At 63.8% G+C, this 25,138-nt stretch carries 28 protein-coding genes and 1 pseudogene; 16 read left to right on the top strand and 13 right to left on the bottom strand.

The window, feature by feature from the left end; translation table 11 throughout:
- Positions 1-13: 13 nt before the first annotated feature.
- The 3 genes from ACIBW7_RS05705 to ACIBW7_RS05695 form a co-directional block, all read right to left on the bottom strand.
- Complete coding sequence (locus tag ACIBW7_RS05705; RefSeq protein ID WP_397044514.1) at positions 14-877, bottom strand: helix-turn-helix domain-containing protein; 864 nt, start codon at positions 875-877, stop codon at positions 14-16.
- A gap of 145 nt (positions 878-1,022) precedes the next feature.
- Positions 1,023-1,754: an SDR family oxidoreductase gene (locus ACIBW7_RS05700; RefSeq protein WP_397044512.1), complete on the bottom strand. Its 732-nt coding sequence runs from the start codon at positions 1,752-1,754 to the stop codon at positions 1,023-1,025.
- Positions 1,751-2,020, bottom strand: a complete 270-nt coding sequence (locus ACIBW7_RS05695; RefSeq protein ID WP_397044511.1) for an Atu4866 domain-containing protein — start codon at positions 2,018-2,020, stop codon at positions 1,751-1,753. The genes ACIBW7_RS05700 and ACIBW7_RS05695 overlap by 4 nt, the downstream gene beginning before the upstream one ends.
- Before the next feature lie 323 nt (positions 2,021-2,343).
- Here ACIBW7_RS05695 and ACIBW7_RS05690 point away from each other — a divergent pair, with 323 nt between their 5' ends.
- Complete coding sequence (locus ACIBW7_RS05690; RefSeq protein ID WP_397044509.1) at positions 2,344-3,018, top strand: phosphodiesterase; 675 nt, start codon at positions 2,344-2,346, stop codon at positions 3,016-3,018.
- Between the two features lie 80 nt (positions 3,019-3,098).
- Here ACIBW7_RS05690 and ACIBW7_RS05685 read toward each other — a convergent pair.
- Positions 3,099-3,676 (bottom strand): annotated as a pseudogene (locus ACIBW7_RS05685) (maleylpyruvate isomerase family mycothiol-dependent enzyme); the annotation flags it as partial.
- Between the two features lie 514 nt (positions 3,677-4,190).
- On the opposite strand from ACIBW7_RS05685, the gene ACIBW7_RS05680 reads away from it, so the two are divergent.
- The 3 genes from ACIBW7_RS05680 (at position 4,191) to ACIBW7_RS05670 (ending at position 6,792) form a co-directional block, all read left to right on the top strand.
- The gene (locus ACIBW7_RS05680; RefSeq protein WP_397044507.1) at positions 4,191-4,469 is read left to right on the top strand and encodes a hypothetical protein; all 279 of its coding nucleotides are present in this window, start codon (positions 4,191-4,193) and stop codon (positions 4,467-4,469) included.
- Positions 4,470-4,516: 47 nt separating this feature from the next.
- Positions 4,517-4,888 (top strand): hypothetical protein, encoded by a 372-nt coding sequence (locus ACIBW7_RS05675; RefSeq protein ID WP_397044505.1) that lies wholly within the window; start codon positions 4,517-4,519, stop codon positions 4,886-4,888.
- 662 nt (positions 4,889-5,550) lie between these two features.
- Positions 5,551-6,792, top strand: a complete 1,242-nt coding sequence (locus tag ACIBW7_RS05670) for an oxygenase MpaB family protein (protein ID WP_397044503.1) — start codon at positions 5,551-5,553, stop codon at positions 6,790-6,792.
- A gap of 213 nt (positions 6,793-7,005) precedes the next feature.
- Here ACIBW7_RS05670 and ACIBW7_RS05665 read toward each other — a convergent pair whose 3' ends face one another.
- The 3 genes from ACIBW7_RS05665 to ACIBW7_RS05655 form a co-directional block, all read right to left on the bottom strand.
- Positions 7,006-7,350: a TetR family transcriptional regulator gene (locus tag ACIBW7_RS05665; RefSeq protein WP_397044501.1), complete on the bottom strand. Its 345-nt coding sequence runs from the start codon at positions 7,348-7,350 to the stop codon at positions 7,006-7,008.
- Positions 7,351-7,508: 158 nt separating this feature from the next.
- Positions 7,509-8,378: an LLM class F420-dependent oxidoreductase gene (locus ACIBW7_RS05660; RefSeq protein WP_397044499.1), complete on the bottom strand. Its 870-nt coding sequence runs from the start codon at positions 8,376-8,378 to the stop codon at positions 7,509-7,511.
- Positions 8,379-8,493: 115 nt separating this feature from the next.
- Entirely contained in the window at positions 8,494-9,510 is a 1,017-nt protein-coding gene (locus ACIBW7_RS05655) for an SDR family oxidoreductase (RefSeq protein WP_397044497.1), read from the bottom strand.
- Between the two features lie 20 nt (positions 9,511-9,530).
- Between ACIBW7_RS05655 and ACIBW7_RS05650 the strand changes: the two genes are divergently transcribed.
- Positions 9,531-10,400 carry a helix-turn-helix domain-containing protein gene (locus ACIBW7_RS05650; protein WP_397044495.1) on the top strand — a complete coding sequence of 290 codons (870 nt, stop codon included), beginning with the start codon at positions 9,531-9,533 and terminating at the stop codon, positions 10,398-10,400.
- 237 nt (positions 10,401-10,637) lie between these two features.
- Positions 10,638-11,804 (top strand): zinc-dependent alcohol dehydrogenase family protein, encoded by a 1,167-nt coding sequence (locus tag ACIBW7_RS05645; protein ID WP_397044493.1) that lies wholly within the window; start codon positions 10,638-10,640, stop codon positions 11,802-11,804.
- Between the two features lie 153 nt (positions 11,805-11,957).
- Here the strand turns inward: ACIBW7_RS05645 and ACIBW7_RS05640 are convergent, their stop codons facing one another.
- Positions 11,958-12,737 carry an alpha/beta fold hydrolase gene (locus tag ACIBW7_RS05640; protein WP_397044491.1) on the bottom strand — a complete coding sequence of 260 codons (780 nt, stop codon included), beginning with the start codon at positions 12,735-12,737 and terminating at the stop codon, positions 11,958-11,960.
- Positions 12,738-12,925: 188 nt separating this feature from the next.
- Here ACIBW7_RS05640 and ACIBW7_RS05635 point away from each other — a divergent pair, with 188 nt between their 5' ends.
- The gene (locus tag ACIBW7_RS05635; protein ID WP_397044489.1) at positions 12,926-13,168 is read left to right on the top strand and encodes a hypothetical protein; all 243 of its coding nucleotides are present in this window, start codon (positions 12,926-12,928) and stop codon (positions 13,166-13,168) included.
- A gap of 36 nt (positions 13,169-13,204) precedes the next feature.
- Here ACIBW7_RS05635 and ACIBW7_RS05630 read toward each other — a convergent pair whose 3' ends face one another.
- Positions 13,205-13,978, bottom strand: a complete 774-nt coding sequence (locus tag ACIBW7_RS05630) for a TIGR03084 family metal-binding protein (protein WP_397044487.1) — start codon at positions 13,976-13,978, stop codon at positions 13,205-13,207.
- A gap of 1,254 nt (positions 13,979-15,232) precedes the next feature.
- Between ACIBW7_RS05630 and ACIBW7_RS05625 the strand changes: the two genes are divergently transcribed.
- The 8 genes from ACIBW7_RS05625 (at position 15,233) to ACIBW7_RS05590 (ending at position 20,221) form a co-directional block, all read left to right on the top strand.
- On the top strand, positions 15,233-15,532 hold the full coding sequence (locus ACIBW7_RS05625) for a hypothetical protein (RefSeq protein WP_397044485.1): 300 nt from the start codon (positions 15,233-15,235) through the stop codon (positions 15,530-15,532).
- A gap of 23 nt (positions 15,533-15,555) precedes the next feature.
- Positions 15,556-17,298, top strand: coding sequence for a fumarate reductase (quinol) flavoprotein subunit (frdA, locus tag ACIBW7_RS05620; protein ID WP_397044483.1), 1,743 nt, complete (start codon positions 15,556-15,558; stop codon positions 17,296-17,298).
- 5 nt (positions 17,299-17,303) lie between these two features.
- A complete protein-coding gene (gene sdhB / locus ACIBW7_RS05615; RefSeq protein ID WP_397044481.1) occupies positions 17,304-18,047 on the top strand; it encodes a succinate dehydrogenase iron-sulfur subunit in 744 nt (247 codons plus the stop codon).
- Positions 18,044-18,436: a fumarate reductase subunit C gene (locus ACIBW7_RS05610; protein WP_397044479.1), complete on the top strand. Its 393-nt coding sequence runs from the start codon at positions 18,044-18,046 to the stop codon at positions 18,434-18,436. The genes sdhB and ACIBW7_RS05610 overlap by 4 nt, the downstream gene beginning before the upstream one ends.
- Complete coding sequence (gene frdD / locus ACIBW7_RS05605; protein ID WP_397044478.1) at positions 18,433-18,786, top strand: fumarate reductase subunit FrdD; 354 nt, start codon at positions 18,433-18,435, stop codon at positions 18,784-18,786. The genes ACIBW7_RS05610 and frdD overlap by 4 nt, the downstream gene beginning before the upstream one ends.
- A 71-nt stretch (positions 18,787-18,857) precedes the next feature.
- The gene (locus tag ACIBW7_RS05600; protein ID WP_397044476.1) at positions 18,858-19,175 is read left to right on the top strand and encodes a CsbD family protein; all 318 of its coding nucleotides are present in this window, start codon (positions 18,858-18,860) and stop codon (positions 19,173-19,175) included.
- An 80-nt stretch (positions 19,176-19,255) separates the two neighbouring features.
- The gene (locus ACIBW7_RS05595; RefSeq protein WP_397044474.1) at positions 19,256-19,717 is read left to right on the top strand and encodes an SRPBCC family protein; all 462 of its coding nucleotides are present in this window, start codon (positions 19,256-19,258) and stop codon (positions 19,715-19,717) included.
- Positions 19,718-20,065: 348 nt separating this feature from the next.
- Positions 20,066-20,221: a DUF6131 family protein gene (locus ACIBW7_RS05590; protein WP_397044472.1), complete on the top strand. Its 156-nt coding sequence runs from the start codon at positions 20,066-20,068 to the stop codon at positions 20,219-20,221.
- A 162-nt stretch (positions 20,222-20,383) separates the two neighbouring features.
- Here ACIBW7_RS05590 and ACIBW7_RS05585 read toward each other — a convergent pair whose 3' ends face one another.
- Both ACIBW7_RS05585 and ACIBW7_RS05580 read right to left on the bottom strand, forming a co-directional pair.
- Positions 20,384-20,788: a hypothetical protein gene (locus ACIBW7_RS05585; protein WP_397044470.1), complete on the bottom strand. Its 405-nt coding sequence runs from the start codon at positions 20,786-20,788 to the stop codon at positions 20,384-20,386.
- Positions 20,789-20,857: 69 nt separating this feature from the next.
- Complete coding sequence (locus ACIBW7_RS05580; protein WP_397044468.1) at positions 20,858-21,013, bottom strand: hypothetical protein; 156 nt, start codon at positions 21,011-21,013, stop codon at positions 20,858-20,860.
- 274 nt (positions 21,014-21,287) lie between these two features.
- Between ACIBW7_RS05580 and ACIBW7_RS05575 the strand changes: the two genes are divergently transcribed.
- Positions 21,288-21,665 carry a hypothetical protein gene (locus ACIBW7_RS05575; protein WP_397044466.1) on the top strand — a complete coding sequence of 126 codons (378 nt, stop codon included), beginning with the start codon at positions 21,288-21,290 and terminating at the stop codon, positions 21,663-21,665.
- A 153-nt stretch (positions 21,666-21,818) separates the two neighbouring features.
- On the opposite strand, the gene ACIBW7_RS05570 is transcribed toward ACIBW7_RS05575, so the two are convergent.
- Both ACIBW7_RS05570 and ACIBW7_RS05565 read right to left on the bottom strand, forming a co-directional pair.
- Positions 21,819-23,189, bottom strand: coding sequence for a flavin monoamine oxidase family protein (locus ACIBW7_RS05570; RefSeq protein ID WP_397044464.1), 1,371 nt, complete (start codon positions 23,187-23,189; stop codon positions 21,819-21,821).
- A gap of 164 nt (positions 23,190-23,353) precedes the next feature.
- Positions 23,354-24,340: a hypothetical protein gene (locus ACIBW7_RS05565; RefSeq protein WP_397044462.1), complete on the bottom strand. Its 987-nt coding sequence runs from the start codon at positions 24,338-24,340 to the stop codon at positions 23,354-23,356.
- Positions 24,341-25,138 lie beyond the last annotated feature (798 nt).

Below are 25,138 nucleotides of genomic sequence, written 5' to 3'. Positions count from 1 at the left end.
CCGATCGTCTGCGTCAACCGCGATTGTGGAAGCCGGCGTCCGAGTCCCGGCGTTCGCGGTATTTCGTCGCCGAAAGCGACCCCAACAGTTTCAAGGCGTGGTCACTCGGTGACCCAGGCTCGGCCTGATAGATCACCAGTTGCTGCCCCGGCTTGTCCCGCACATCGAACGCTTGAAACGTCAAGCTCAGGGTTCCCACGTCCGGATGCACGAGCTCTTTGGCCTCCAACGTCTTCCCCCGGACATGGCCTTGCTCCCAGTACCGGCAGAACACCGGGCTCGACGCCGAAACTTCAGCCACCAACTGGGTCAGCCGAGCATCGTCGGGGTCGTGCCCAACCGCCAGACGCAACGTCGCGACCGTGGCCTGCGCCGCACGATGCCACTCCGCGTAGAACTCCGCGCCGGCGGGATCGAGAAACACCATGCGCACGAGGTTGTCCGTTTTGGAGAAAGGCGAGAACAGCGCCTCGGCCAGATGGTTACAGGCCAGCATGTCCAGCGTCCGGTTCAGCACAAACGCCGGAGTCGAGTCGTAGGTGTCCATCAGCTGCAGAAGCATCGGGCTCACCGGCTCCCGTCCGCTGGCACCCCGGGACGCCGGAACCAACCGGGCCAGCCGGTACAGATGCAACTCCTGATCAGCGTCAAGCCTCAGCGCACGCGAGAGTGCGTCGAGCACCTGCGCGGACGGGTTGCGTTCACGGCCCTGCTCCAGACGCGTGTAGTAGTCCGAACTGAGGCCCGCGAGGAACGCGACCTCCTCACGCCGAAGACCCGCGACCTTACGAACGCCGTAGGTGCGGACCCCCACTTCCTCGGGAGAAACCTGAGCACGACGCGACCGGAGAAAATCTCCGAGCTCATTGGACGACATGCTTCGAGGGTAGTTCCGCAGCCTTGCTCCTGGGTGGGCGCAATGCACCCACCCAACCAGGCGACGCCGCGCAGAGCACCTGTCTCGACGCAACGCGGTGGCCGTCCCAGAGCCAACGGCCACCGCGGGACCATATCGAGGTCGGCTACTGCGCACTCGCCGACGGACGAACGATAATCTCGTTCACGTCGACCTCGGCCGGCTGACCTATCGCGAAAGCGATCGCATCGGCCACCGCGGCCGCCGGAATCGCCACCGACCGATACGTCTGCATCTCCTCACGAGCCTTGTCATCCGAGATACTGTCCGCCAGTTCGGATTCCGTGACACCGGGTGCAATTGTCGTAACGCGGACATCGCCCGATGATTCTTGGCGCAACCCCTCGGAGATCGCCCGGACGGCGAACTTCGTGGCGCAGTAGACCGCCGCGGTCGGGACCACCTCGTAGGCGCCGACCGAGGCGAGGTTGACGAAGTGTCCACTGCCCTGCGCCTGCATGATCGGAAGTGCGGCGGCGATTCCGTGGAGCACGCCACGCACGTTGACATCCAGCATGCGGTTCCACTCGTCGACCTTCAGCGCGTTCAGCGGCGACAGGGGCATGACGCCCGCGTTGTTGACCATGACATCGATGCGGCCGAAACGCTCGTGGGCGGTACTCACGAACGAACGAACGTCGCTCAGGTCGGTGACATCCACACTGCGGCACGCCGCCCGCCCACCAGCGTCGGTGATTTCACCGACAAGATGTTCCAGGCGGTCGACGCGGCGGGCACCGAGGAACACCTGATGACCGTCGGCAGCCAACTTTCGCGCGGTGGCTTCCCCGATGCCGCTGCTGGCCCCGGTGATCAATACTGTCTTGCTCTGCGTCACGATGCCTGCTCCTCTCGGTACAGGACGAGGTGCTCGTGGTAGAGCACTCCGTCACGAATATCTCCCGTCGCGGTGAATCCAAGGTCATCCACGTAATCGAGGTGATTTCCCGTCACGGTGTAGCGTCCGGTGTACGCACTGCGACGCGAGCCCCTGGCTTCGTCATAGCGACCATCTGCGCGCAATTCCTGCCGAATGTGCCCATCGGCCGTAACCCACATACCGACAACATCTGCGGTATCGATGGGTCTCCTCGAATGATCCATACCAATCCTCTCTCGCGAATGCATGAGCTGATTCTGGTCAGATCTCGCCCAGCCAAACAGGGCACAACCCGGCTAGGTGCCACACACACCCAGCAAGTCACACCGAAGGCGGCGCAGTGTCGTTTAGGCTGCCGGAAGTCGGGAATTGGATCATGCACGGCAACCTCTCAGAACTCCATGAGATCGGTAGGAATGTATCTGCTTCCGGCGGCGATGGTCCGATACCCGGGTCGGGCCACCGCTGTCTCGAGAGCGCCTGCCGTTTATCCGGCGACGCGCGGGGCAACCGGGAAACGACACGTCGTCTACCCGGAGGACTCGCCATGGTCGATGTATCTGCCACAGTCGTGCGAAGTGCGTTCGCAGCCGGGGCCAAGCTCCGGCATGCGCGGGTCTTCCATCCTGACGGACTGCACCTGTCGGGCCGGTTGCACGCCGAATACGAGTTCGAGAACCTGTTCGGCAGCGGAGAACGGGCCGTTATCGCCCGCCTGTCGAAGGGCGCTGGGCTGCCGGGGCCCGTACCGGATGTGCTCGGGTTCGCTTTTCGGGTCCTGGATCGCGACAACAAGCCATGGGACTTCGCCCTTGCGACCACGGGCCGCAGCACGGTCGGACGGTTCGTGTTCACCGTCGCAACTGGCTGGGCCCGCGCCAGGTACGGCAGCCTGATGCCGTACCGTTTCGGCAATTCGATGCCTACTTGGGTATTCGCCGAACCCGATGCGGCACAACCGAAATCCGCCTCCATCGAAGCACTCGCGCAATACCTGGGTGAGCACGAGGTGCATTTCGATCTGATCGGCAGCCCCATCGGCGGCCGGACCCGCAAACTCGCCGAGATCAACCTGCGTCTGGCCGAGGGCGAGCAGCGGACCGACTACTTCGATCCGATGCTCAATCATCCCGACGAGGTCGAGATAGTGCCGAAAGTCATCCAGCAACTGCGCGAGTTCGCCTACGCGGGTAGCCGCCAGGGGCGTGGCGAGGCGCCGTGACGTGCATCAGGCCGAGACAGATGACCTCCCAAGCTTGATTTTTCATCTGTTCGGCGGGGCTATCTATTCCGAGCTAGCTGTTACAGCCATGGCGGCGGACCGGCCTGGTGCTCCCGCACCGATACCCCGACCGCTCCGCGACCGGCCGCCCATCGCACCACTGCGGGAAGCGGGTGCTTGCCGCAGTCGAATCCTGCTGCACCGCAATCGGTTCTCGCCCGTCTACGGCGAGCGTCAGCCCTTCGCCCAGGCCCTTCCTGCGCCACATACCGACGATATCGGCGAGGAATGAGTCGAGCACGACAGTGGGAAAGTCGCCGAAGCGGCCGCCATCGGCGAGATCGACCGCATGGATCCAGACCTCCCGTGTGCGCATCGATGCGGTCTCGGCGGCGGGCACGATCCGGCACTGTGCGGTGCGCACCTCGGCATTCCATGCCGTGGACGGGAGGTTGCGCCACTTCTCGTCGAGTCGAGTCACGTTGTGGCCGAAGAGGTTTCGCAATGCGGCCGCGCTGAGGGTGGCGCCTTCCTCGATCTCGCGGGCCCGCTGATCCGGAGATAATCTTGCCCGGGTTCGGCACAACGGGTGCGTAGTCGGCGTTCGGGAGCGCAATTGTCGGGCCAGATGCATTCTGCGCCAACGTTTTCCAGTCGGCGTTCGGGCAGTTCGAACCGGGCCATGCCCGCCGCGTTCATCACGGCGACGATATCGGCGAGATCCACCGAATGTCCCGGCGTCACCGTCATGTACAAGCACAACCGCTCGCCCAGCGTCGGGTCGGGCCGAGCCGACCGTGCAAGCATCGCTACCGCAGCGTGAACACCCAGCGAGTGGCCAGCAGCTGCCTGCCGCTTTTCGGTTCGATCTCGCGACTCGCGGCCGAGGCGCCCCATTGGGGCGCGCTGTGGAGCGCTTGTCCAGTCGCGGATGCGGTGGGCTGACGCTACGCTCAGGCCCCGACATTCGAAACCGGTTGTCGGTCTGTGTCTTCGGCTGCGGCTGATCGCGGGGTGGGGGTGTCAGGGGAATGAGCTATTTCCCCTATTGATGAGCACGCGAGGGCGGTAGCACGGACTTGTCACAGTCACCGGATCAGCCTCACGGCCGGCTCCCAAAGCCCGCCGACCAGCGTGGCCGCCTGCCACTTCGAACGTGGTCGGTATCTCCGATGGTCGCCGCCACCATCACCGTCGTCGCGGTCTTGTACGCCCCCAACGACTTCCGTATCCCACTGGCGATCGGCGCCGGCGCTGTCGCGCTCATGTTGTCTGCGGCGGTGACAGCGGCGTACTACCGGCGCGCCACCCTTGGCAAGAGGCAATCGCTGTTCACCCGCTTCCCCGACCTGCAGCTGGCGGTGCCGAGTACGGCAATCCGGAACCTGCCCGTGCTGACCCAAAACGATCTGGAAGCATTCCCGATCCACCTCACCACACCAGTCGGCTGATCACGGTCATGGCCGGGGCACCCCAGTGACGCGCTCAATCGTGTCGAATGAGTACCGCCGCGTTCGGCGCGGATCTGGTGGGCGGTTCCATCGTGAACCGTTGCGGGAGTGCGCAATCCGATACCGGAATGTCGATGGGGGCTGTTGTCGTAGGTGAAGAACACGGCGGAGAACCGGTCGGCCTCGCGGATCGAGGCGAGCCGGTCCGGGAACGCCGGACAGTACTGCAGGGTCTTGAAATTCGGTTCGCTGTAAGGGTTGTCGTCGGACACTCGTGGCCTCGAGTGCGAACGGGTGATGTGCAGATCGCTCACCAGCTCGGCGACGGGTTTGCTGGCCTCGGCGCCATCGCCATTATGGCCGCCGCTCAATACTTTACGACCATCAACCAGCCAACACCCACGCCGCGCCTAGGGTAGGTAATCGGGTAGCTGTGGTGCGCTTCGCGCCGTTTGTGTGGGGGAGACGTGCTCGACACACACGGTTTCGCACTCGGCCGGCGCGGTCGCAGCGTCTGCGGGAACGCTCGAAACTCGATGGACTGCTTGCGATCCCGGATTCGGTAGTAGATCTGGCCGGTGGAGGGTGCACCACCTCCACCGGCACCATCGACGGCCCGGCCGCGCGATCGACCCGGCACCCGGTTACCGGCGCAACCAATCTGGACGGGGCACTGGATATTCAGGCGTGCTGCGCGGCCGCTACGACCGCGGCTTGATCGCTGAAGTGCATTTCCGATACGACATTCCGCTGCATTAAGTGACTATTGATTCGAGATGCCCGTGGAGCCGTGGCGCTATGTTGCCGCGACCGCGCCCCTCGGCTTCGGGCCTCCGCTGTTGTGGCGTACCGCCTTGCGAAAATCCCTGCCGCCGTGCTGTTTAGCCGCCTTTACGCACTGCGTGTGGTCGGTTTCGCCTCGAGAGTCGCGAGTTCGACCAAAATCGCGAAAAGTCCGACGGGCTGGCCGCCAAGCCTGTTATGTTAATGAACATTCTGGTTGATGAAGCAGCGCAACCGTCGCTGCCTGCATGCACTGCATGCGCGTCGGTGCTCGGGCTCAATGAGGAGTAGCGAAGACATGGATGGACTCAGCAGGCGTAACGCATTGAAGGCCGGCGGGGTATTGGGCGCGTTGGGCGCACTGACCATGGTGACCCCGGCGCGCGCCGAGCCGTGGACGTGGTCACCGCAGGGTTCGGTGGCGGGCACCGGGGAAGGTGCGGACCCGCTCACCGTCTGGGATCCGGAGGCCGATGAACTGGTCGCAGGACTGCTCGACCGGGGCGAGGTGCCAAGGGTCAACGATTTATTGCGGACCTGGACCAGGAACGGTCAGCCCTTGCCGACCGGTCTGCCGCCGGAGCTGCGGGACTTCATGGAGTACGCCCGCCAGCTGCCACCGTGGGCCGATCAGGGGAGGCTGGCCACCGCGGTCGAATTCAACAAGAAGCGAGGCCTCTATCTCGGGGTGCTGTACGGGCTGGCCAGCGGCATGATGAGCACGGTCATTCCCAAAGAGGCGCGTGCGGTCTATTACTCCAAGGGCGGTCACGATCTGAAGGACCGCATCTCCAAGACCGCCAAACTCGGCTACGACATCGGCACCGCGAATGCCTACGCTCCCGATGGTGAGATGGTCGTGACTTGCGTCAAGACCCGGCTGGTGCATGCGGCGGTGCGTCACCTGCTGCCGCAGTCCCCACACTGGGTGCACTCCGCCGAGGAAGAAGTTCCGATCAGCCAGAACGACATGATGGTCACCTGGCACAGTCTGCCCACCACCGTCATGAAGCATTTGACCGCGTGGAAGGTGCCGATCCCCGCCGCGGAGTCGGAGGCATTCCTGCATTCGTGGCAGATCTGCGCGCATATGCTCGGCATCCGCGACGAGTACATCCCGAACTCCTGGGCCGAAGCCAACTCCCAGGCCGCACAGGTTCTGGATCCGATACTGGCGCCGACTCCCGAAGGCGCCCAACTGGCCGACCGGCTCCTGCGACTCGGTGTCAACCTCGACCTGACCGTGCTCAGCAAGCCGGTCCTCGGCGCGTTCACCCGCTTCCTGCTCGGCGACAAGATCGCCGACGGACTGTCCATTCCGAGGGAACCGGTCTGGGGTCCGCTGCTCGATGTGAGCTGGGGCCCCTTCATCGCCGTCCGCGAAGGCCTGCTGCCCGTCGTCCCACTGGCGCCTGATGCCTACTGGCTTTTCGACGAATTCCTCCGGCAAGCAGCCTTGATCTACCTGGCCGAACTACGGATGCCGATCAGCATCGAACTCCCACAGATGAACCGCGACATGAGCCAACCGCCGCGCTGATCCGGCCTTCGGGAGGTGGCGAGGGATCGCCATCCACTTCTTCAGCGACGACGTGTCGTGAGTAATTCGGAGTCGCATGGCCCCACCACGTCGCAAACAGCGATGGTCGTGGCCTCAGCAGTGTGACCTGTGCCCGGACCCGCTTCGACATTATCGAGCCCCGAGCACCCGTCTTACCCGGGTGCTCGGGCTCTGGTCGGGCGACACATTCGGTCACGCCTGGTCGGTGGGCATGATCCACAGCTCGCCGATAGAAGTGTGGCGGGGACGAGTGACCATATATGCGACACCATCGGCGATGTCATCCGGGGTGAGGACCTCGGTCTGCTCGTAGAATTCGTCGAGAACGGCGATCATGAGTTCGTCGAGGCCGGCGAAACTTTCGTAGAAGTACCGCTCGCTCAGCGCCGCTCTGCGGCAGACGCCGCGCATGGATGTGCCTGCTGCGCCGACTTGTCCCAGGAGATCGGCGCCGGCTTCGATCAATTGGGCGCGTCGGTGCGCAGCGCGGTCAGCGGGTGTCCGTCCTTGCCACATGCGTTTGCGGGGTTTCGACATCCGCGTCATATAAGGGCCTTGTCACTGGAGGGATCTTCTGTCGGCTCAGCACGATTCGCCGAGCACACCATCCCGGTTGTCGACCGACTGACAGCCCTCGCACGGGTCGGGAGCTACAACGGCCGTCATCGTTGCCATTGCGGCACGGGCAGCGCGTATCACGACAACCGGAGCCTGTCGGCAACCGAGGTCAGGTAGTCGATGTGGCCGTCGACGGTTTCGAGGCCGAGACCCATGGTGGCCAACGAGATATGGGTGCCACCAGCACTGCGCCAGCTGTCGATTTCCGCGATGAGCTTGCCTATGTCGACCTGGCCATCTGCTACGTAGTCGGCGCCGAAGTCTTCGACCGATCGGTCGAGGCGGATGATGCGATCACGCAGCCGTTTCCAGGCGTCGATCGCGCCGTCGGGGCCATTGCGACTGAAGAATATGAAGCCGTCGGCAAGCCGGGCGGCTCGGTTGAACGCGGCTTCGCTGGATCCCCCGAGCCAGATCGGGATGGACCGCGTCGGTTGCGGCACCAGCGCGGCTCTGTCGACTCGATCGAAGTGGCCTGCGAAGTCGACGACCGGTTCGGTGAACAACCGGCGAAGCAGCTCGATTTGCTCCTCCTGGCGGACGCCGCGGGTACGGAAGTCCTGACCGAGGGCCTCGTACTCGACGTAGTTCCAGCCGACCCCGACACCGAGGCGCAATCGACCACCCGACAGCAGGTCGACATCGGCGGCCTGCCGTGCCACGAGTGCCGTCTGGCGTTGCGGAAGAATGAGAACGCCGGTGGCGAAACCGATGCGCTCGGTGACGGCGGCCAGATGGGCGAACATCACCAGCGGGTCGTGGAACGGGTCGCGCTCGGTGTAGGGACCTGTGAGCCGAGGTGTCCGATCGCTGTGTACTGCGCCTAGGACGTGGTCGTAGGCGAGGAGGTGGTCGAAGCCCAGCTCCTCGACCGCGCGCCCGAACCGCCGGAGGGCGTTCGGATCTCCGCGGAGCTCGATCTGTGGGTAGACGACGCCGATCTGCATGGTCCACTTTCTGTCGCGCGAGTGTTAGGTCTGCTAAGCCTGAGGTCACTGGGCGGGGCCGAACCGGACCTGGCTCACCCAGTGACGTCGGTTGACGCGGTTTCGGTTTCGGTGTTCAGGCGGTGGCGTCTGCGTAGGCCAGGTTATCGCCCAGTTTGCGGGAGGCTTGGGCCTGTGCCAGCAGTTCGTTGGCCTTGGCCTCGACGCCCTCGATGGCGTCGGCGCCGGCGACGAAGCGCAACGGCGGCTGGTCCTGCTCGGCGATGGTCAGCAGCGCCTGGGCGAGTTTGGCGGGATCGCCGCTCTGCCGGCCGTTCATGCTCTTCCATGCCTCGATCGTCGGACCGGTGCGCTCGGCGTAGTCGTCGATGGCCAGCTCGGGCCAGCTGGTGGAGGAATCCACCAGCAGCTCGGTACGGAAGAAGCCGGGCTCCACGATCGTGGTGCGGATGTTGTACGGCTCGATGTCATAGCGCAAGGACTCCATCCAACCCTCAACACCGAACTTGGAGGCGGCATACGCGGCGCAGAATTCCTGGCCGATCACCCCGGCGGAGGAGGAGATGGTGATGACATGGCCGTCGTGCTGCTTACGCATGACCGGCAGGACGGCGCGGGTGACGTTCATCGGACCGAACAGGTTGGTCTCGATCTGCTGGCGCATCTGTGCGGGGGAGACCTCTTCGAAGTAACCGGCGAAGAAGTTCCCGGCGTTGTTGATCAGGACGTCGATGCGACCGAACCGATCGACGGCGGTCTGCACGGCGGCCTGCGCGTCCTCGAGGCTGGTGATGTCCAGTTTCTGAACCAGCAGGTTGTCCTGCGGTCCGCCCAGGGTCTTTTCGACGTCCTCGGGGCGGCGGCCGGTGGCCACGACCTGATGACCGGCTGAAATGGCTGCGCGGACGAGGTCGGTGCCCAGACCGCGTCCGGCGCCGGTGATGAAAACGACTTTACTCATGCGGAATTCCTTCCCGGATGCCGTAAACGGGCACCGAATGTTGTGGGTGTGACGCTTTCTTCCAGCTATGTCATCGACTTTCGCACCTGCACACCTACCCGCAAAGAGGAGAGTTCCATCCGGGGACAACAACATCCAGGGATAAAATTCTCCTCCCCATTCTTCGTTCATTCGATGCCACACTGGCTGTCATGACCGGCAACGCACACCGCAACGAGTTGGGCGAGTTCCTCAAGGCCCGCAGGGCCGAGCTGAGCCCGCGCGCCGTGGGCTTACCCGAGTCGGGAGGAACGCGACGGGTGGTGGGTCTGCGACGTGAGGAGGTTGCTCAGCTAGTCGCCATCAGCACCGACTACTACACCCGTCTCGAGCAGGGGCGTATGCCGGCGTCCGGGCCGGTGCTGTCGGCTCTGGCGCAGGTACTGCACTTGAATGACGACCAGCGCGACTACCTTTTCGAACTTGCGGGTAAGAACAACACCCGGCCCCGACGGCGCTTGGCGCAGAAGGTGCAGCCGACGCTGCAACGACTGCTCGACGACCTGACCACCACTCCCGCCCTGGTCCTGGGTCGCCGCACCGACATTCTCGCGTGGAATTCCCTGGCCGCGGCGCTGATTACCGATTATGCGAATATTCCGGAGCGGAACCGAAATAATACGCGAATTCTGTTTACCGATCCGGCGATGCGGACGCTATATGCGGACTGGGAAGGCGTAGCCCGCACCGCCGTCGCGCAGCTGCGGATGCAGGCTGCGAAATACCCCGACGATCCCCGTCTGACCGCCCTCGTGGGTGAATTGTCGGTGCAGGATCCGCAATTCCGCCAGTGGTGGGGTGCCCATCAAGTCTCGGCCCACACGGTGGGCACCAAGGCCTTTCGTCATCCTGTTGCCGGCGAGCTCAGCCTTGACTGGGAGACCCTCAGCTCGAGTATCGACCCCGAACAGCAACTTGTCGTACTGACCGCCGAACCGGGCACCCCGTCCCACGACGCGCTTCGGATCCTCGCGTCTTGGGCTACCAGCCACCAGCGGCCAGCACCCCACACCACCACCTGAGGTGCACAGACGTCGCGGCGCACAGCCAACGGCGCAACCGAGTCCACGGCATTGGTATCCCGCGCCGGGGGTCTAGACCCCCAACGACCCCGCCGCGGTGGCAGCATTAGAGCTGGTCCGGCTGTAGTTGGCCGCGCTGATCCGAATGTTCACCGCCAAAGGGCGGGGCCGACGGTATGCGATCGAATCATTGTGAGATCTGGATCCGACCGAAGGAGCGTCAGGAAGATGCGAACGATGCGGCTTGTCGTCGCCGACACGTTGGGCGAACCGTCCGAGGTCCTGCACCTGCAGACCCGCGCGATTCCGGAGCCCGGTCCCGGCCAGGTCCGGATCCGGGTGACAGCTGTACCTGTCCATGCCAGCGATCTGCATACCATCCGCGGGAGATACGGATTCACCCCGGAGTTCCCCACGGTACCCGGAATCGAATCCGTCGGTGTGATCGACGAAATCGGTAGCGGCACAGACGGTCTGACCGTCGGGCAACGCGTCATCACGATCGGCGTCACGGGCACGTGGCAGGAGTATGTTGTCGCCGATGCCCGGCGGGTCTTGCCTGTTCCCGCCGGCATGAGCGATTCCACGGCCGCCCAGATTCTCGCCAATCCTCTCACCGCCGTGATCTTGACCGGTGCTGAGCTCGATGTTCGACCGGGTGAATGGCTCCTGCAGACCGCGGCCGGTTCAACCGTGGGCCAGTCGGTCATCCAACTGGGGACGCACGTCGGCTTCAAGACCCTCAACGTGGTCCGCCGTCGATCCGCTGTCGAGGACATCCTCGCGCTGGGGGGCACCGCGGTGATCTGCACGGAGGATGAAGACCTGCGCGAACGGGTGGCCGACATCGCAGGCCACGACGGCGTGTCCAAGGCGATCGACTGTGTCGGCGGTCAGGTGGGTGCGGACGTGTCGCGTGCGCTGGTACCGCACGGTGAGCTGGTCGTCTACGGTGCGCTGTCGACGCATCGCCAAACCGATCCCGACAAACTCACCATCCCGATCTTCGCGCGTTCACTGATCTACGAAACCAAGACCGTTCGAGGGTTCTGGCTGTTCCGCTGGTTTCACCGAGACCCCGAAGGATCGGATGGCTGCAGCGATCGACCGGACAGTTCAGCTCGCCGACAGCGGCGCGTTGCGTGTGCCGGAGGGGCAGCCGATCCCCCTCGAAAAGTTCGGCGAAGCCGTCTATTTGGCCGAAGCTCCCGAACACGGAGGCAAACCGCTGCTGGTGTTCGAACCGTAGGAGGCAGATACGTCCGACAAACCCGAGTCGACAGCCGAAGAGAAGATGCCCGGCCTGCGAATGCGAAATACGTTGCGGCACCTCAGAATAGTCGAAGGGGTTTACCGGTAAGATCCGGATATTCGAATTCGTCGGTGGGGACGACGGGAGTGTAGGCAGCGGGGCAACCGCTATGTGGCGTATCGCGACCATGGCTGGGCAGTGAGCTCAGCGCGTTGCTGAGTGACTTCGGAAGCTGTAGCCGAGCAGCTCGGCCACCACGCGAGCGCCAGCAGTCGGGCCGTGTCGAATACCGGTGGTCGGCCGGTTCAGAGGTCTGCGAGGAATTCGTTGACGGTCTTGGCGAAGCCGTCGGGGTCGTTGGCGTAGATGAAATGGTCGGTGTCGAGTTCGACTATGCGGGTGTTCGGGCGGCGTTGGACCATCGCGTCGGCCTGTTCGCGCGGAATCGTGCCGTGGGTGGCGCGGATAAGTAGTGCGGGACAGGTGCTGGCTTCCCAGTCGGCCCAATGGTCGCCGTGCACTTGGTCTTCGGAGTCGACGATGTCGCGGGGATGGAACGGCAGGCTCCAGTTGCCGTCGGCGCGTTCGCGCGCCAGGTCGGCGAAGTGGGCGGCCATCGGCCCCATGGCGTCGAGGAGTTCCTGACGGGTTGGTGCCTCGTAGGGGAGGGTGAGTACGAACTGCAGCGGGTTGTGGCCGTCGAGGCCGAGGCTGGCAGCGCCGTCGGCGTCGATGAAGGCCTCGACCCCCTCGGGGTGCCGGGCGGCGAATTGGTAGGCGTTGATGCCGCCGAGCGAATGCCCCAGTAGCACAACGCTGTCCAGGCCGAGATGGTCCAGCAGCGCGGTGATGTCGGCGAGGTAACCGGCACGGGAGTAGTCGCCGGCGCGGTCGGAGTGCCCGTGTCCGCGTTGGTCGAGACCGATCAGCCGCCAGCCCGGCGTCAGCTGTTGGGCCAGCTCGGCGAAGCTGGCGGCATCGGACATGTGGCCGTGCAACGCCAGCAGCGGCCGCCCGATACCACCGAAGTCCAGGTAGGACAGGCGGCGGCCATCGATGTCGAAAGTGGCTCGGGTAGTGGTCATTTCGGTCTCCTTCAGGCTCGTACGAAGACCACGTCAACCCTTGTCAGACATTTGTGCAAGACAAATGTACAAGGGAGTTGCGGGTCCACGTGCGCGCTGCGCCTGGGCGGGGCGAGGGGCATCCGCGAGAAAGTCACGCTGAAACGTCCGGTGTAAATGCCCTGTCCGGCTGGTGATTTCATCTCGCCGTGAGTGGTGAGATCGTGGTCGGTTACGGCCGGTTCAGGTCGTTGTCGCGGGTGGAGCTGGAGCGGTTCTGCCATCTGGACGACGAGGAACGCAAGCTGATCGCCGCACGTCGGCGCGACTACAACCGGCTGGGTTTGCACCCAGGTGGTCGAGGTGCGGAATCTGGGGATGTTCCTGGCCGATCCGCTGGATCGGTATGTAGCGTGCGTTCGGCTGGTTGCCGGATGGATACGGCACGTTGATCTTTCGCCACCCGCTCGCCGGTCCGCACGGCCCGGTCAGAGGAAAACGCGAGCAATGTCAAGCCATTTCTGCGCGTCCTCGCCGACCGCCGTGAGGTCGGTCTCGGGTCGTGACCTGCGTTGGGTGACTCGAAGGCAGAAGTCGAGGGCGCTGCCCCGAACCCGTTGCTCGGCATCTTCTGGGCCCCATGCCCAGGCTTGGCCGTCGGGGCCGGTCAGCTCGATACGGAACGGCTCTGCCGGAGTAGGTAATTGGGCAGCATAGAATGACAGCTCTCGTCCTATCACTCCCAGCGAGGCCACATGCCGGAGCCGGCTCGTCGGGCGGCGTGAGACACCCAGTGCATCGAAAATGTCCTGTCCGTGAGCCCACGTTTCCATTAGCCGAAGCGGCACCATAAGCGCTGCGGTCAGCTGCGAGCCGTACCACGGAAACCCATGGCCCGGTGGAACATCACGTAGCGCCGCCGCTACCTCGGTTCGACCGGAACGCCATCGCTCCAGCAGTACTGATCGTGGTTCGGCTGCTCCCGCGGCCGCGTCGAGATCAGCGTATTGGCTGCCTGCGGCTTCTGCCTGCTTCAGCACGGCGTCGAACGCCTCCGGGGTTCGTATCGCGATCAGAACGTTCGCATCAGCCGAAGCAAGATGAGCGATCTGGTGGGCGATCGTCCACCCCGCTGCCGGCGTGGGTTCGGACCAGTCGGTCTGCGCTGTTACCAGGGCGTCGAGCTCATCTCCTTCAGCCACCAAGTCGGGTAGCGCAAGGTCGCGCTCTACACCGGACATGTCGAGGCCGTAGTCCAGCATCGGTATCACCTTCACACGCATCGACGGCAACGGGCTTGTCCTGTTGGGAGATAGTTGATCTGGTCTGGCCAGGCTACCTGAGCTTGATTTCATCGAGTCGAACTGGTTCTGGCACAAGGTGTTCGGGTGTCGGGGATCGAGTCGTGCGTTGAACAGGAGGCGACGACCACGTCGAATGGTCTGAGCAGCTGCTCTGGACTTGCTCGAGAACGACTGGCAGTCACTCGACGCGATCCACTGGGAGCATCACACCCTGTGATGACCTGAGGCGGGCCCGCTCTCGCCCTGGCGTATGGCCGGTGGTTGCGGTGTCTGGTCAGTGTCGTCAGCGCCCGCTTCGATTTCGAGAAGCGCAACGAACGGTAGTTGGCCGGGCATCATGGCGCTACCGCGGCCGAGGCTTTTGGAGCGATTCCAAGCAGTCGTCACCAGCACCACTGCGGCATCCGGGACAGCGGCGTGGCTCGGGGAGGTGGTCGTCCACGCCCACGACATCCGACGACCACTGCGGATCCCGCGCGAACCGTCGATCGAAGCCGCTACCGATGTTGCGGAAGGCGATCTCCTCACCAGTGTGCCAATGGCTCCGCCATCGGCACACTGGTCGAACGCGCGTCCGGGTTTGTCCTACGGCTGCATTTGCCGCACCCCCACAAGGCCCTCGACGTCGAGGAAGTCGTGACTACGGCGATGTCGAGACTGCCGCGCACGATGCGCCGGACATTGACCTGGGACCGGGGCCGGGAGATTGCCAACCACGTCCAAATCGCCGCGGTGACCGACCTCGAAATCTACTTCTGACCCGCACTCACCGTGGCAGCGCGGCACCAACGGAAGATCGGTCTGACCTCACCGGCAGTGCAGGCCCGGCTCGGTGGGAGCTTGGTCGCGGTGACCGGCGGGGACCGCATGGTCGGGAAGGGTGTGGGATCTGGAAACCGGGGCACTTACCCGTGATCGGTCGTTGCCGGTCTGTGGCGACAGCAGCGACATAGCCGTCGAGATCCCACGGCGACGGGATCGGCACAACACCGGTAAGGCTGTGGAAACGCATCCTCGATGCTCAACATCGGCCCACTCTCAGCAAACCTGCGATCGGCTCAGCCTGGCACCGAAAATCGATCTGACGCTCATAGTATGCGACCTCGTCGGCGGGCATGAGAAGCCTGGATGGTCCTGTCGTGCAAAGAGATTCGACTGACATGGCGGATACTACGTCCGGCAGGCCAGCATGCCTCCTGCGGCCTCGGCGCAATGCGCGTACGCTTATACGCCTACACCTATCAATCAGGTGTGCCACCGGGTTGCCGGGAGGTGGAAATGCTCAGCGCCACCGAGCAGTTCAGCAAGGAACGCGCCCCGTGCGGGAAACTGAGGGGCGGGGCTCGCCATCGCGAAGACGACGACGCGGGCTTGGTCATCGACGATATGACTTACGACTGTGGCTGCCGCCGGATTCGGCACGAATTCCACGACGGCAGCGTTCGGATCAGAACCGTCCGCCATAACGGCAAGGTCCTGATGGACGAGCGCAGCGCCGACTTCGAGGCCTGACCGACCACACCCCGGGTGGCACCATGACCGCTTTTCACGACGTCGTGATCATTGGCGGGGGCGGCGCGGGTTTGCGCGCGGCCATCGCCATCGCGGAACACAACGCGCGGCTGAGCATTGCGATCGTTTCCAAGGTCTATCCGATGCGCAGCCACACCGTCTCCGCCGAGGGTGGCGCCGCCGCAGTCGCCGGTCACGACGACACCTTCGACGAGCACGCATACGACACGGTCTCCGGCAGCGATTGGCTCTGTGACCAGGACGCTGTCGAGGCCTTCGTCGAGGAAGCACCGCGGGAGCTGCTCCAATTGGAGCATTGGGGCTGCCCATGGAGCCGCCGACCGGATGGACACATCGCGGTACGGGCGTTCGGCGGCATGAAGAACCTCCGCACCTGGTTCGCAGCGGACAAGACCGGTTTTCACTTGCTGCACACCCTGTTCCAGACCACGCTGTCCTATCAGGACATCGTCAGGTACGACGAGTGGTTCGCGACAACCTTGCTCGTCGACGACGACAAGGTAGGCGGCGTCGTGGCCATAGAACTGGCCACCGGACGAATCGAAACCATTTTCGCCAGCGCCGTCATCGTGTGCACCGGTGGCTGCGGCCGGGTGTATCCGTTCACCACCAACGCCAATATCAAGACCGGCGACGGTATGGCGCTGGCATACCGGGCAGGCGCGCCGCTCAAGGACATGGAGTTCGTCCAATACCACCCGACCGGCCTTCCGTTCACAGGCATCCTGATCACCGAGGCAACGCGCGCTGAAGGCGGCTGGCTGCTCAATAAGGACGGTTATCGCTACTTGCAGGATTACGACCTCGGGACGCCATCACCGGTGCCGGTGTTGCGGAGTATGGAACTAGGGCCACGCGACCGGCTGTCACAGGCGTTCGTGCACGAACTCGACAAGGGCCGGACCATCGGCACGCCGTACGGACCCGTCGTCCACCTCGACATACGCCACCTCGGTGCGGATCTCATCGACACGAAGCTGCCGTTCGTGCGCGAGCTGTGCTCGAAATACCAGAACATCGACCCGGTCCGGGAGCTGATCCCGGTACGCCCCGTCGTCCACTACATGATGGGCGGCGTCCATACCGACATCCATGGCGCGACGCCACTGGCGGGGCTGTACGCCGCTGGAGAGGTCGCCTGCGTCAGTATCAACGGCGCGAACCGGCTCGGGTCGAACTCCCTTCCCGAGTTGCTGGTTTTCGGTGCGCGAGCCGGTCGTGCCGCCGCCGAGTACGCGAGTTCGGCCACGGCCGCTCGGACGTCGGCGGTCATGGCGCGAGGCCGTGCAGAACAGGACCGGCTGGAACGGGAGCTCACGCGCCACGCCGAGGGATCCGAACACATCGCGCACATCCGCACCGAGATGCAAGAGACGATGGAGACCAGTGCTGGGATCTACCGCGACGGCGACTCCCTCGCCGCGGCTGCCGACAAGTTGTGCGAGCTTCGCGATCGGTTCGGCAGTGCTTGCCTCGATGACCACAGCCGGGCGTTCAACACCGAGCTGGTGGCGATGCTGGAGTTGTCGTGCATGCTCGATGTGGCGGAATGCATTATCGCCTGCGCGCTGGCACGGGAGGAATCCCGGGGCGCGCACCAACGAACCGATTTCCCCGCCAGAAATGACCAGCGTTTCCTGGCCCATTCACTGATACATCGGGAGCCGGGCGGATCGGGCCGCGTCTCGCACCTCCCGGTAACGATCACCCGCTGGCCTCCCGGCGAACGCGTATACGGGAGGTGATGGCGATGGAGGACCGGATAACCCTGCAGGTCGCGCGATACCGACCGGATCGAGATGACGAACCGGCACCGCAGTCGTATGAGGTTCCGCTGCGCAGAGATTGGACCGTGCTCGACGGCCTCAATTACATCAAGGACTACCTCGACGGAACTGTGTCGTACCGGTGGTCCTGCCGGATGGGCATCTGCGGTAGTTGCGGCATGACCGTCAACGGCGAGCCACAACTGAGCTGCGCCACCTTCCTGACCGACTACGCGCCGGGGCCGGTGCGAGTCGAGCCATTGCGCAACTTCCCGGTGATCCGGGATCTCGTCATAGAGATCGGCGACTTCATGCACAAGCTGACCGAGGTCAAGCCATGGCTGATCAGGGAGGAACACGGGCTACTCGAAGACGGCGAATACCTGCAAACGCCGCTCGAAATGGACGACTACAAGAAGTACAGCATGTGTATCAACTGCATGCTCTGCTACTCGGCCTGTCCCGTCTACGCGCTCGATCCCGACTTCCTCGGTCCGGCGGCGATCGCGCTGGCCCAACGCTACAACCTCGACTCGCGCGATGAGGGAGCCGGAGATCGGCGCGACGTTCTCGCGTCGGCCGAGGGAGTTTGGTCCTGCACCTTTGTCGGCGAGTGCACCACCGCCTGCCCGAAGGGGGTCGACCCGGCTGGGGCGATCCAACGCTACAAGCTCACCGCGGCCACGCAATCGCTCCGAGACTTCCTCATGCCATGGCGGGCACGATGACCACGACACCCCGGTTGTACCGAAAGCCGATCTCCAGGTTCTGGTGGGTGCGACGCCGCTCATATCTGATCTTCGTCCTGCGCGAACTCAGCAGTTTGTTCGTCGCCTGGTTCGTGGTGTACCTCCTGCTTCTGGTCAACGCGGTGAGTTCAGGAAGCGAGGAATACCAGCGGTTTCTGAACTGGAGTGCCGGCCCGGGGGTGATTGCGCTGAACCTGATCGCCCTGCTGTTCGTGCTTATGCACACCGTCACCTGGTTCAACCTGGCGCCCAAGGCGATCGTGGTGCGTGTGCGGAGCCGACCCGTCGCACCGGTCGTGATCCTTGGGCTGCACTATCTGCTGTGGGGTCTGCTGACGGTGATCGTGCTGTTGGTGGTGCTGCGATGACGAAAAGGAAGTCCCTGGAACCGTTCGGGTGGCTGCTGTTCAGCACCGGCGGGATGGCCGCTGCACTGCTCATACCTGTGCTGCTTTTTCTGTTCGGCCTCGCCTTCCCGCTGGGTTGGCTTCCCGCACCGGACCACGCATACCTGCTCTCGGTGTTGCGCCATCCTGTCACCCGGCTGGTCCTTTTCGGACTCTGTGTGCTCGCTCTATTCCATTGGGCACACCGCTTCCGGTACATGCTGTACGACGGGTTGCGGCTCGAGCAGTTCAGCGTGTTGATCGTCGTTGCCTGCTACGGCGCCGCCGTCATCGGCTCGGGAACGGCCGCTTACGTACTGTTCCGCGTCTAGCACGCGTGAGCGTGGCCTTCTTCGCTCTCGTGCGCGTGAGCAATGGCTGGTGCGAGATCGCCGGGTGACCGGTGCTCGCATATGAGGACAGCCAGCCCTCGACCCGCGACAAGTCGCTGCAGCAGCGTTGTTTGGCTGTCGGAATGCGGGTTATCCGCCAGAAGACCGGCAGGAAACCAACAGGCCGGGCACCTTCGAACAAAGGGGCCGCAATTATGGGCGCTGTAGACAAGGCAAAGAACAAGGCCGAGGAACTCTCCGGTAAGGCCAAGGAGAAGTTCGGCGAGGCAACCGACGACAAGGCCAAAAAGCAAGAGGGTAAGGCCGATCAGACCAAGTCCAACCTCAAGGATGCAGGCGAGACGGTAAAGGACGCTTTTCGCCACTGACTTGTCCATGAGTGCACGTTCCACCCTCGGCCGGCCGCATATACGCGGCGGCATCGGGACGAGCCTGGAAAGGAACTGATATGAGCACCGTGGCCGCGACCGTCGATGTCGAAGTACCGGTTCGCACCGCCTACAACCAATGGACACAGTTCGAGACCTTCCCGCAGTTCATGGTCGGTGTGGAGGCGGTAGACCAGCTCGACGACAAGCACACCCACTGGCGTATCCACGTTGGACCCGCGACCCGGGAATTCGACGCGACCATCACCGAGCAGCATCCCGACGAACGTGTCGCGTGGAAGTCCGACAGTGGTCCCGATCACGCGGGCGTGATCACTTTTCATCGTCTGGACGACACCCACACGCGGATCACCGCGCAAATGGAAATAGATCCGGACGGATTCGTGGAGAGCGCCGCCGATAAGCTCGGCGTGCTGAAGCACCGCGTCAATGGCGACATGCAACGCTTCAAGCACTTCATCGAAGGCCAGCGGCATGAAACGGGCGCGTGGCGTGGTGATATTCCACGCCCCGACGCGTGATCTTCCTCGATGAACTCGGATTCCTGACGACGCTCGCGCTCTACGCCCGGCTCTTGAACAATGAGGTGCCTCACCCAGCGGCATTTCTCCCAGTGGCATGAGCGCGAGCGGGTTCGAGTTCCCCCTGTGGTCGAGCTGCAACTTCGATAAACGGGGTGTGTACATCCTGGATCCTGAGGCGTCTACTGGAATATGCAGCACACGGGTTGATCATCGTGGCTGTGGGCTTCCCGTGGCCGTGGCTGGATGTGCGTAGTGACGCATGTCGGCATTGCGCGCATGACCGATACCAGCACTGGAGGGTTTCTGAAACCCTTCGCGTACAGCAGCGAAACGAGGTAACTGGCCATGATTGTTCTCGGAGTCATTCTTCTTATCGTTGGGTTCATATTCAGCATCCCGATCCTCTGGACCATCGGGATCGTGATTCTGGTCATCGGGCTCGTGTTGTTGCTGTTGGGGTCGACGGGCCGCGCCGTCGGCGGCCGACGCCATTACTACTGACCCCTGGATCGCGTTTGCGCTCTGATCCGGCCGCCACCGCACCAGCCACCGGCGCGGTCGACGCAACACGATGGGCACGTTGATCGGCTCGGTCCGGGACGACGAGAGATCGGCACACGATCGTCCTCATCTACCGTAACCGGACCGGCATGTGAGGTTCCCTTATTGAATGGTGAACAGCTTCGCCTGTCCGGATACAACGGTGTCGTTGCGGTCGACGAGTGCGACACGCACCTGGACTTGACCCGACCCCAGGGGTGACTGGCCAGGGGTTTCTGTCATCGGGATGTTCGTGTCGTGCTGGGTATCGTCGCAGATGACGGCGTTCTGAGCGCCCTGGGCGGCGGGACCGTCGGCGGTGGGTTCGCCCATCATCGCCTGAATGCTGGTCACTCCGTCGGAGCTATCGCAGCTGTAAGTGACTTGAACTATGGTCGGTCCGGCGCGAGAGATGTCGATGGTCGCGGCGGCGACAGCGGGAGCAGCCGTTACGGCCAGGGCTGTCGCCATCGTTGCGAAGACGGTCGCGACGTGGGTGGTACGCCGATAATTGCGGGTAGTTGCCATGGATCTTGGTTCCTCCTGTGTGGCGGGTATGAGTCGCTGAACACAACGGGAAGAGAACGCGGCACTCGACTACTGCACATATCCATGGTGCAGCCTTCGGGCCTGCGCGGGTGGGAAAACGGCTCTGCCGGGCACGTCCGGTGTGTGACTGGTGGTGGCCTCCAGCCCTTTCGACCGGGATGTCGCGACGGTGCTCGGCAGCACCGAAACGATGTTCGGATCCATCCGGCGTACCTCCGATCGAACCGCCAACGCCAACAGGCAACGACGCAGCGCTAGCTGCAGATCCAACACCTCGCCCGATAGTCAGCGGTAATCGGTACCAAGGGGTAACGCGAGTGGGGACCGCCGGTCGGCATGGCTGGCCGCTGTCCGCAATCGGGCGGTGCGTTTCGAGGCCCTTTCGAGTTCGGGTAGCGCACTACCCTAGGCGCCCCACCTGCGGCGTTCGACCATGGTGTGACCTCCCAAAACAGCTCCAACAAAGGTGGTGGCAACCATGTTCTTCTACAACGACTCGAGCCGGACGGCCGCTTCAGGCGAACTCGATGGCAGCGGAAAATTCGTCAATCTCGCTGATATGTCCGGATTCGGCCATTGGACCCACATCGTGCCCGTGGATGGACGGCTGTTCTTCTACAACCGTGCGAGCCGGACGGCGGCCTCGGGCGAACTCGATGGCAGCGGAAATTTCGTCAATCTCGCTGATATGTCCGGATTCGGCGACTGGACCCACATCGTGCCCGTGGATGGACGGCTGTTCTTCTACAACCGTGCGAGCCGGACGGCGGCCTCGGGCGAACTCGATGGCAGCGGAAATTTCGTCAACCTTGCTGATATGTCCGGATTCGGCGACTGGACCCACATCGCCGGGTGAACGCTTTGCACGGGCAATTTCGAGGAGGGAGCGATGGCCGAGGTGCTTGTGGAGTCTGACTCGGCGGAGGCGTGCCTGCCGCTTGCGATGCATCGACGACTTCATCACCGACCTGCGCAACGCCAACAAGCCCGCGAATACATTGCGCGCCTCTCATCCTCGGACCGTGGTCGCGGTCTCGTGGTCGAGCACTTCGCTTGCCACCCGTTCTCCCGAACGAACGGCTCCGTCTACCCAGCCGCACATGACGGCAGAACTCTCGGTTCCGGCCCAATGGATGCGCCCGCACGGCTCACGCAGAGCATGGCCGAACTGGGTGAGGACACCGGTGGGTGCGTGACTGAGCATCCCGCCGCCGGAGTAGCGCTCGACAGTCCAGTTGTGCTCGACGTAGTCGAGAGGGGAGCCGGCCTTGTCGCCGAATCGCTCGACTAGCGCACCGAGCACTGCCTTCCTTCGTTCGGCCTCGTCGAGTTGTCCGACCTGCCGTGCGATGGGGCCCTCGATGATGACACATAGGATCCCGGGTCGCCCGGTATCCGTGCAGGCATCGATGGTGATGGTCGCGGGTGACCCCGGTGCGGCCGACTGCCCGGACAATCCGTCGCGCCGCCAGAACGGCTCGTCGTACACGGCGGCAATCTTGATGATCGAGCCGCTCGGCATCCGCTGATGGAGAAACGATCGATCGACCGGCAGCATGGGCTCGTACAGAATGTGACTCGCGATGGCCAGGGGAACCGCCACGATCGCCCGGCGTGCGCGCACCGTCAACTTCTCCGCGTGCACCGTGACACCGGCGGTGTCCTGCTCTATCCGACGAACCGGCTGCGACAGGTGGATCGAGTCGCCGATCTCGGCCGCCATCGGCCGGTAGATCGCACCCATACCGCCGACCGGCCGAGCATCCTGCGCGCCGTCCTTGACACCGAGGACGAAGTTCGGCCCTCCCGCCGATGCCATCTGGTACAGCACGAACAGTAATGACACCTCCGAGGCGGCCGAGGTGTAGCAGCCGGCGACGGCGGTCTCGAGCAGATCATGGGCGGGCCTGGACAGTACGTGGTTATCCAGCCACTGCGCCAGGCTGGTCTGGTCCAATCTCCCGGCCTGCTTCGATGCCCACGGCGCGTCGAGGGGGACCGACTCGCACATATGTCCCAGCTCGAACAACGCCGCACCGAGGTTCAACGCCGCCCAGGGGCTCATCGTCCACGGAATAGTGCCCGTGTAGCGGTGCTGCTTGCCGTCGACCGCCATGATGGCCTCACCGTCGGTGTACTGCTGGTAACTCGGTACCCCGAACTCGTCCATCAGTGCGTGGATGCGGTCCTGTCCCGGTCCTACCCACGCGCCACCGCGATCGATCCACGACCCGTCGGCACGCACTTCGGTGAACGTGCGCCCGCCCAGCCGGTCGCGGGCTTCCAGCACCGCGACCGATCGACCCGCCTGTTTCAGCCGCAGTGCGGCCGTCAATCCTGCGAAGCCTGCACCGATCACGCAATAGTCGACATCTGTCATGGCGAGCTGCCCTCGTTTCGCAGTTGTGCGCACGGCCGCCGTAGGACCAGCGCAACGCACGATCGCGGCACCCTGGACACAACGGGTGCACATCGCCTTCGATCAGGTAGACGCGTCGAATATTCAGCAATTCTAGAGCGAATTCCGAGGCAGGATAAGCCCTGTCAACGGTTCGGCGTGAACGGTTCGGTCCCCAGCACCAGGCGCAGACCCGAGATACCGGAATGTGCTCGGGCGTAGGCCAGTTCGCGGCTGATGTCACCGACGTTGTTGACGATGGGAAGCGAAATGGCGAGCGTTGACAGAGTGCCGAGCGCATAGCCATCGTGGTCGAGGAAGGCGCTGCCACTGTCGCCCGGGATGCCGGGGATGGGCGCGACAAATGCGTGGGTCCAGCCACTGGCAGCGACATCGTCGATTTTGCTTTCACCGATCTGAGGGGACAGGCCGGCGATTCCGCCACGCAGAATCGAGTTCCAGTAGCTGTAGAGGCGGTCGCCGTCATTCGTGCCGCTGGTGTTGATGCCGACCGGGCCGCCCCAGTGCGGCAGGCTCGGATTGACTTTCCCGACGTCCTCCGGCGCGAGCTGCACCAGCGCCAAGTCGTTGTAGGCGCAGGCATTTCGGTCCTGCTCGCCGTCTTCCTGCATGGCCAGCCAGCTGCTGTACGCGAGCTGCCCGGCGGCGGTGGTCGCGCCGGAAACCGGCGAGCCGTTGCGGTTGAAACTCACGGAGGTTCCCAGGGGGAGGCTACCGGCGGTGCAGCCATCGGTATCGGTGACGAGTCCTGTGGTGGCGCAGTGGGCCGCCTGGCCGATGTACACATGGCCGGTGTCATCGATGAAGACGTAGTTCGCCGTACATTGGACCGCGCCGTGGGTATAGGTCTGTATCCCGGGGGTGATTGTGGCGGAGGCGGCGGGTGCCCATTGATGTCCGGCCTGGTCGGCAGCAACGGTGGTCCCGTAGCCGGCGCCGAAGGTGAAGGCCTGCCGTTGCGGCGACGCAGGCGTCGAAGCCGAAGCATGTTTGTCTGCTGTGCTGTCGGTGACGGGCTGGCTGCCACAGCCGGCGGCCAGGTACGTGCCGGTCGCGGCGAGGACGCACGTCACCGGGATGGCGAACGCGCGGCGAAAACTGGACAGCAGCATGGATGGTCTCCTAATGGTTGTGAGGTTGACGGTCTAGCGCCGCGGACAGCAAAGCGCCGAGCAGGACGACGTCGCCTAGCGATTGCCATCCGGTTTCCTGCTCGCATTGCGTCCTTGGTCGCCCGGCCTCGGCCGTTGCGCAAACTTGTGGCGATACTCGAATCGGTCTCGGGGCCCGGCAGGCTGCTGCCGCACAAAACCCGATGACCAGCTAATCTGAACCCCAATCGTTTGCCATCACGATGCGGTCAGTTATTGCCAAGAAGTCGATCAGACGCTGAGATGAAGGCCCGCAAATTCTCAGCATAACTTAGCTGAACCGGCTCGGCGGAATAGCATCGGGACGCCCCCGACGAGGCGACCACGACCGGTACGCCGCCTCCGGTGCGAAGCCGGGATTCGGCCTGCGCCGCGTTTTGTGAACAGGTGCCCGGTGGTGTCGACGTTGCCAGCCGCGGACGGTTCGTCCGACTCGGCGGGTCCGGGCAGTGGTGTGAGGCTGATTGGACGGGCCGCCACCCGGCCGGCAGTGCGGTTGTCCCGCCGCGGCGGTTCCGCCGGACATATCGACTGGGTACGAAAACTGGTCGAGGCGTGTGACGTCGTCGATGTGCGGCGGAGTGTCGTGATCGAATCCGGCTGGCGCTATATATAGCATTTCCACATCAGTGGCGTGGTCTAGACCATCTCGTTGTACGGATTGATCCACGGCGCCGAGGGCTGCCGAGATCGGAGCGCTTCGCTAGTTGTCAGCGCCGTAGAAGTGCCATCGGCGCATATTCGTCGAAAGGTTTGCGC

Origin of the sequence: Nocardia sp. NPDC049526, assembly GCF_044465765.1 — a bacterium.
Classification (GTDB): Bacteria; Actinomycetota; Actinomycetes; order Mycobacteriales; family Mycobacteriaceae; genus Nocardia.
This window is presented reverse-complemented; position numbering and strand designations above follow the sequence as displayed.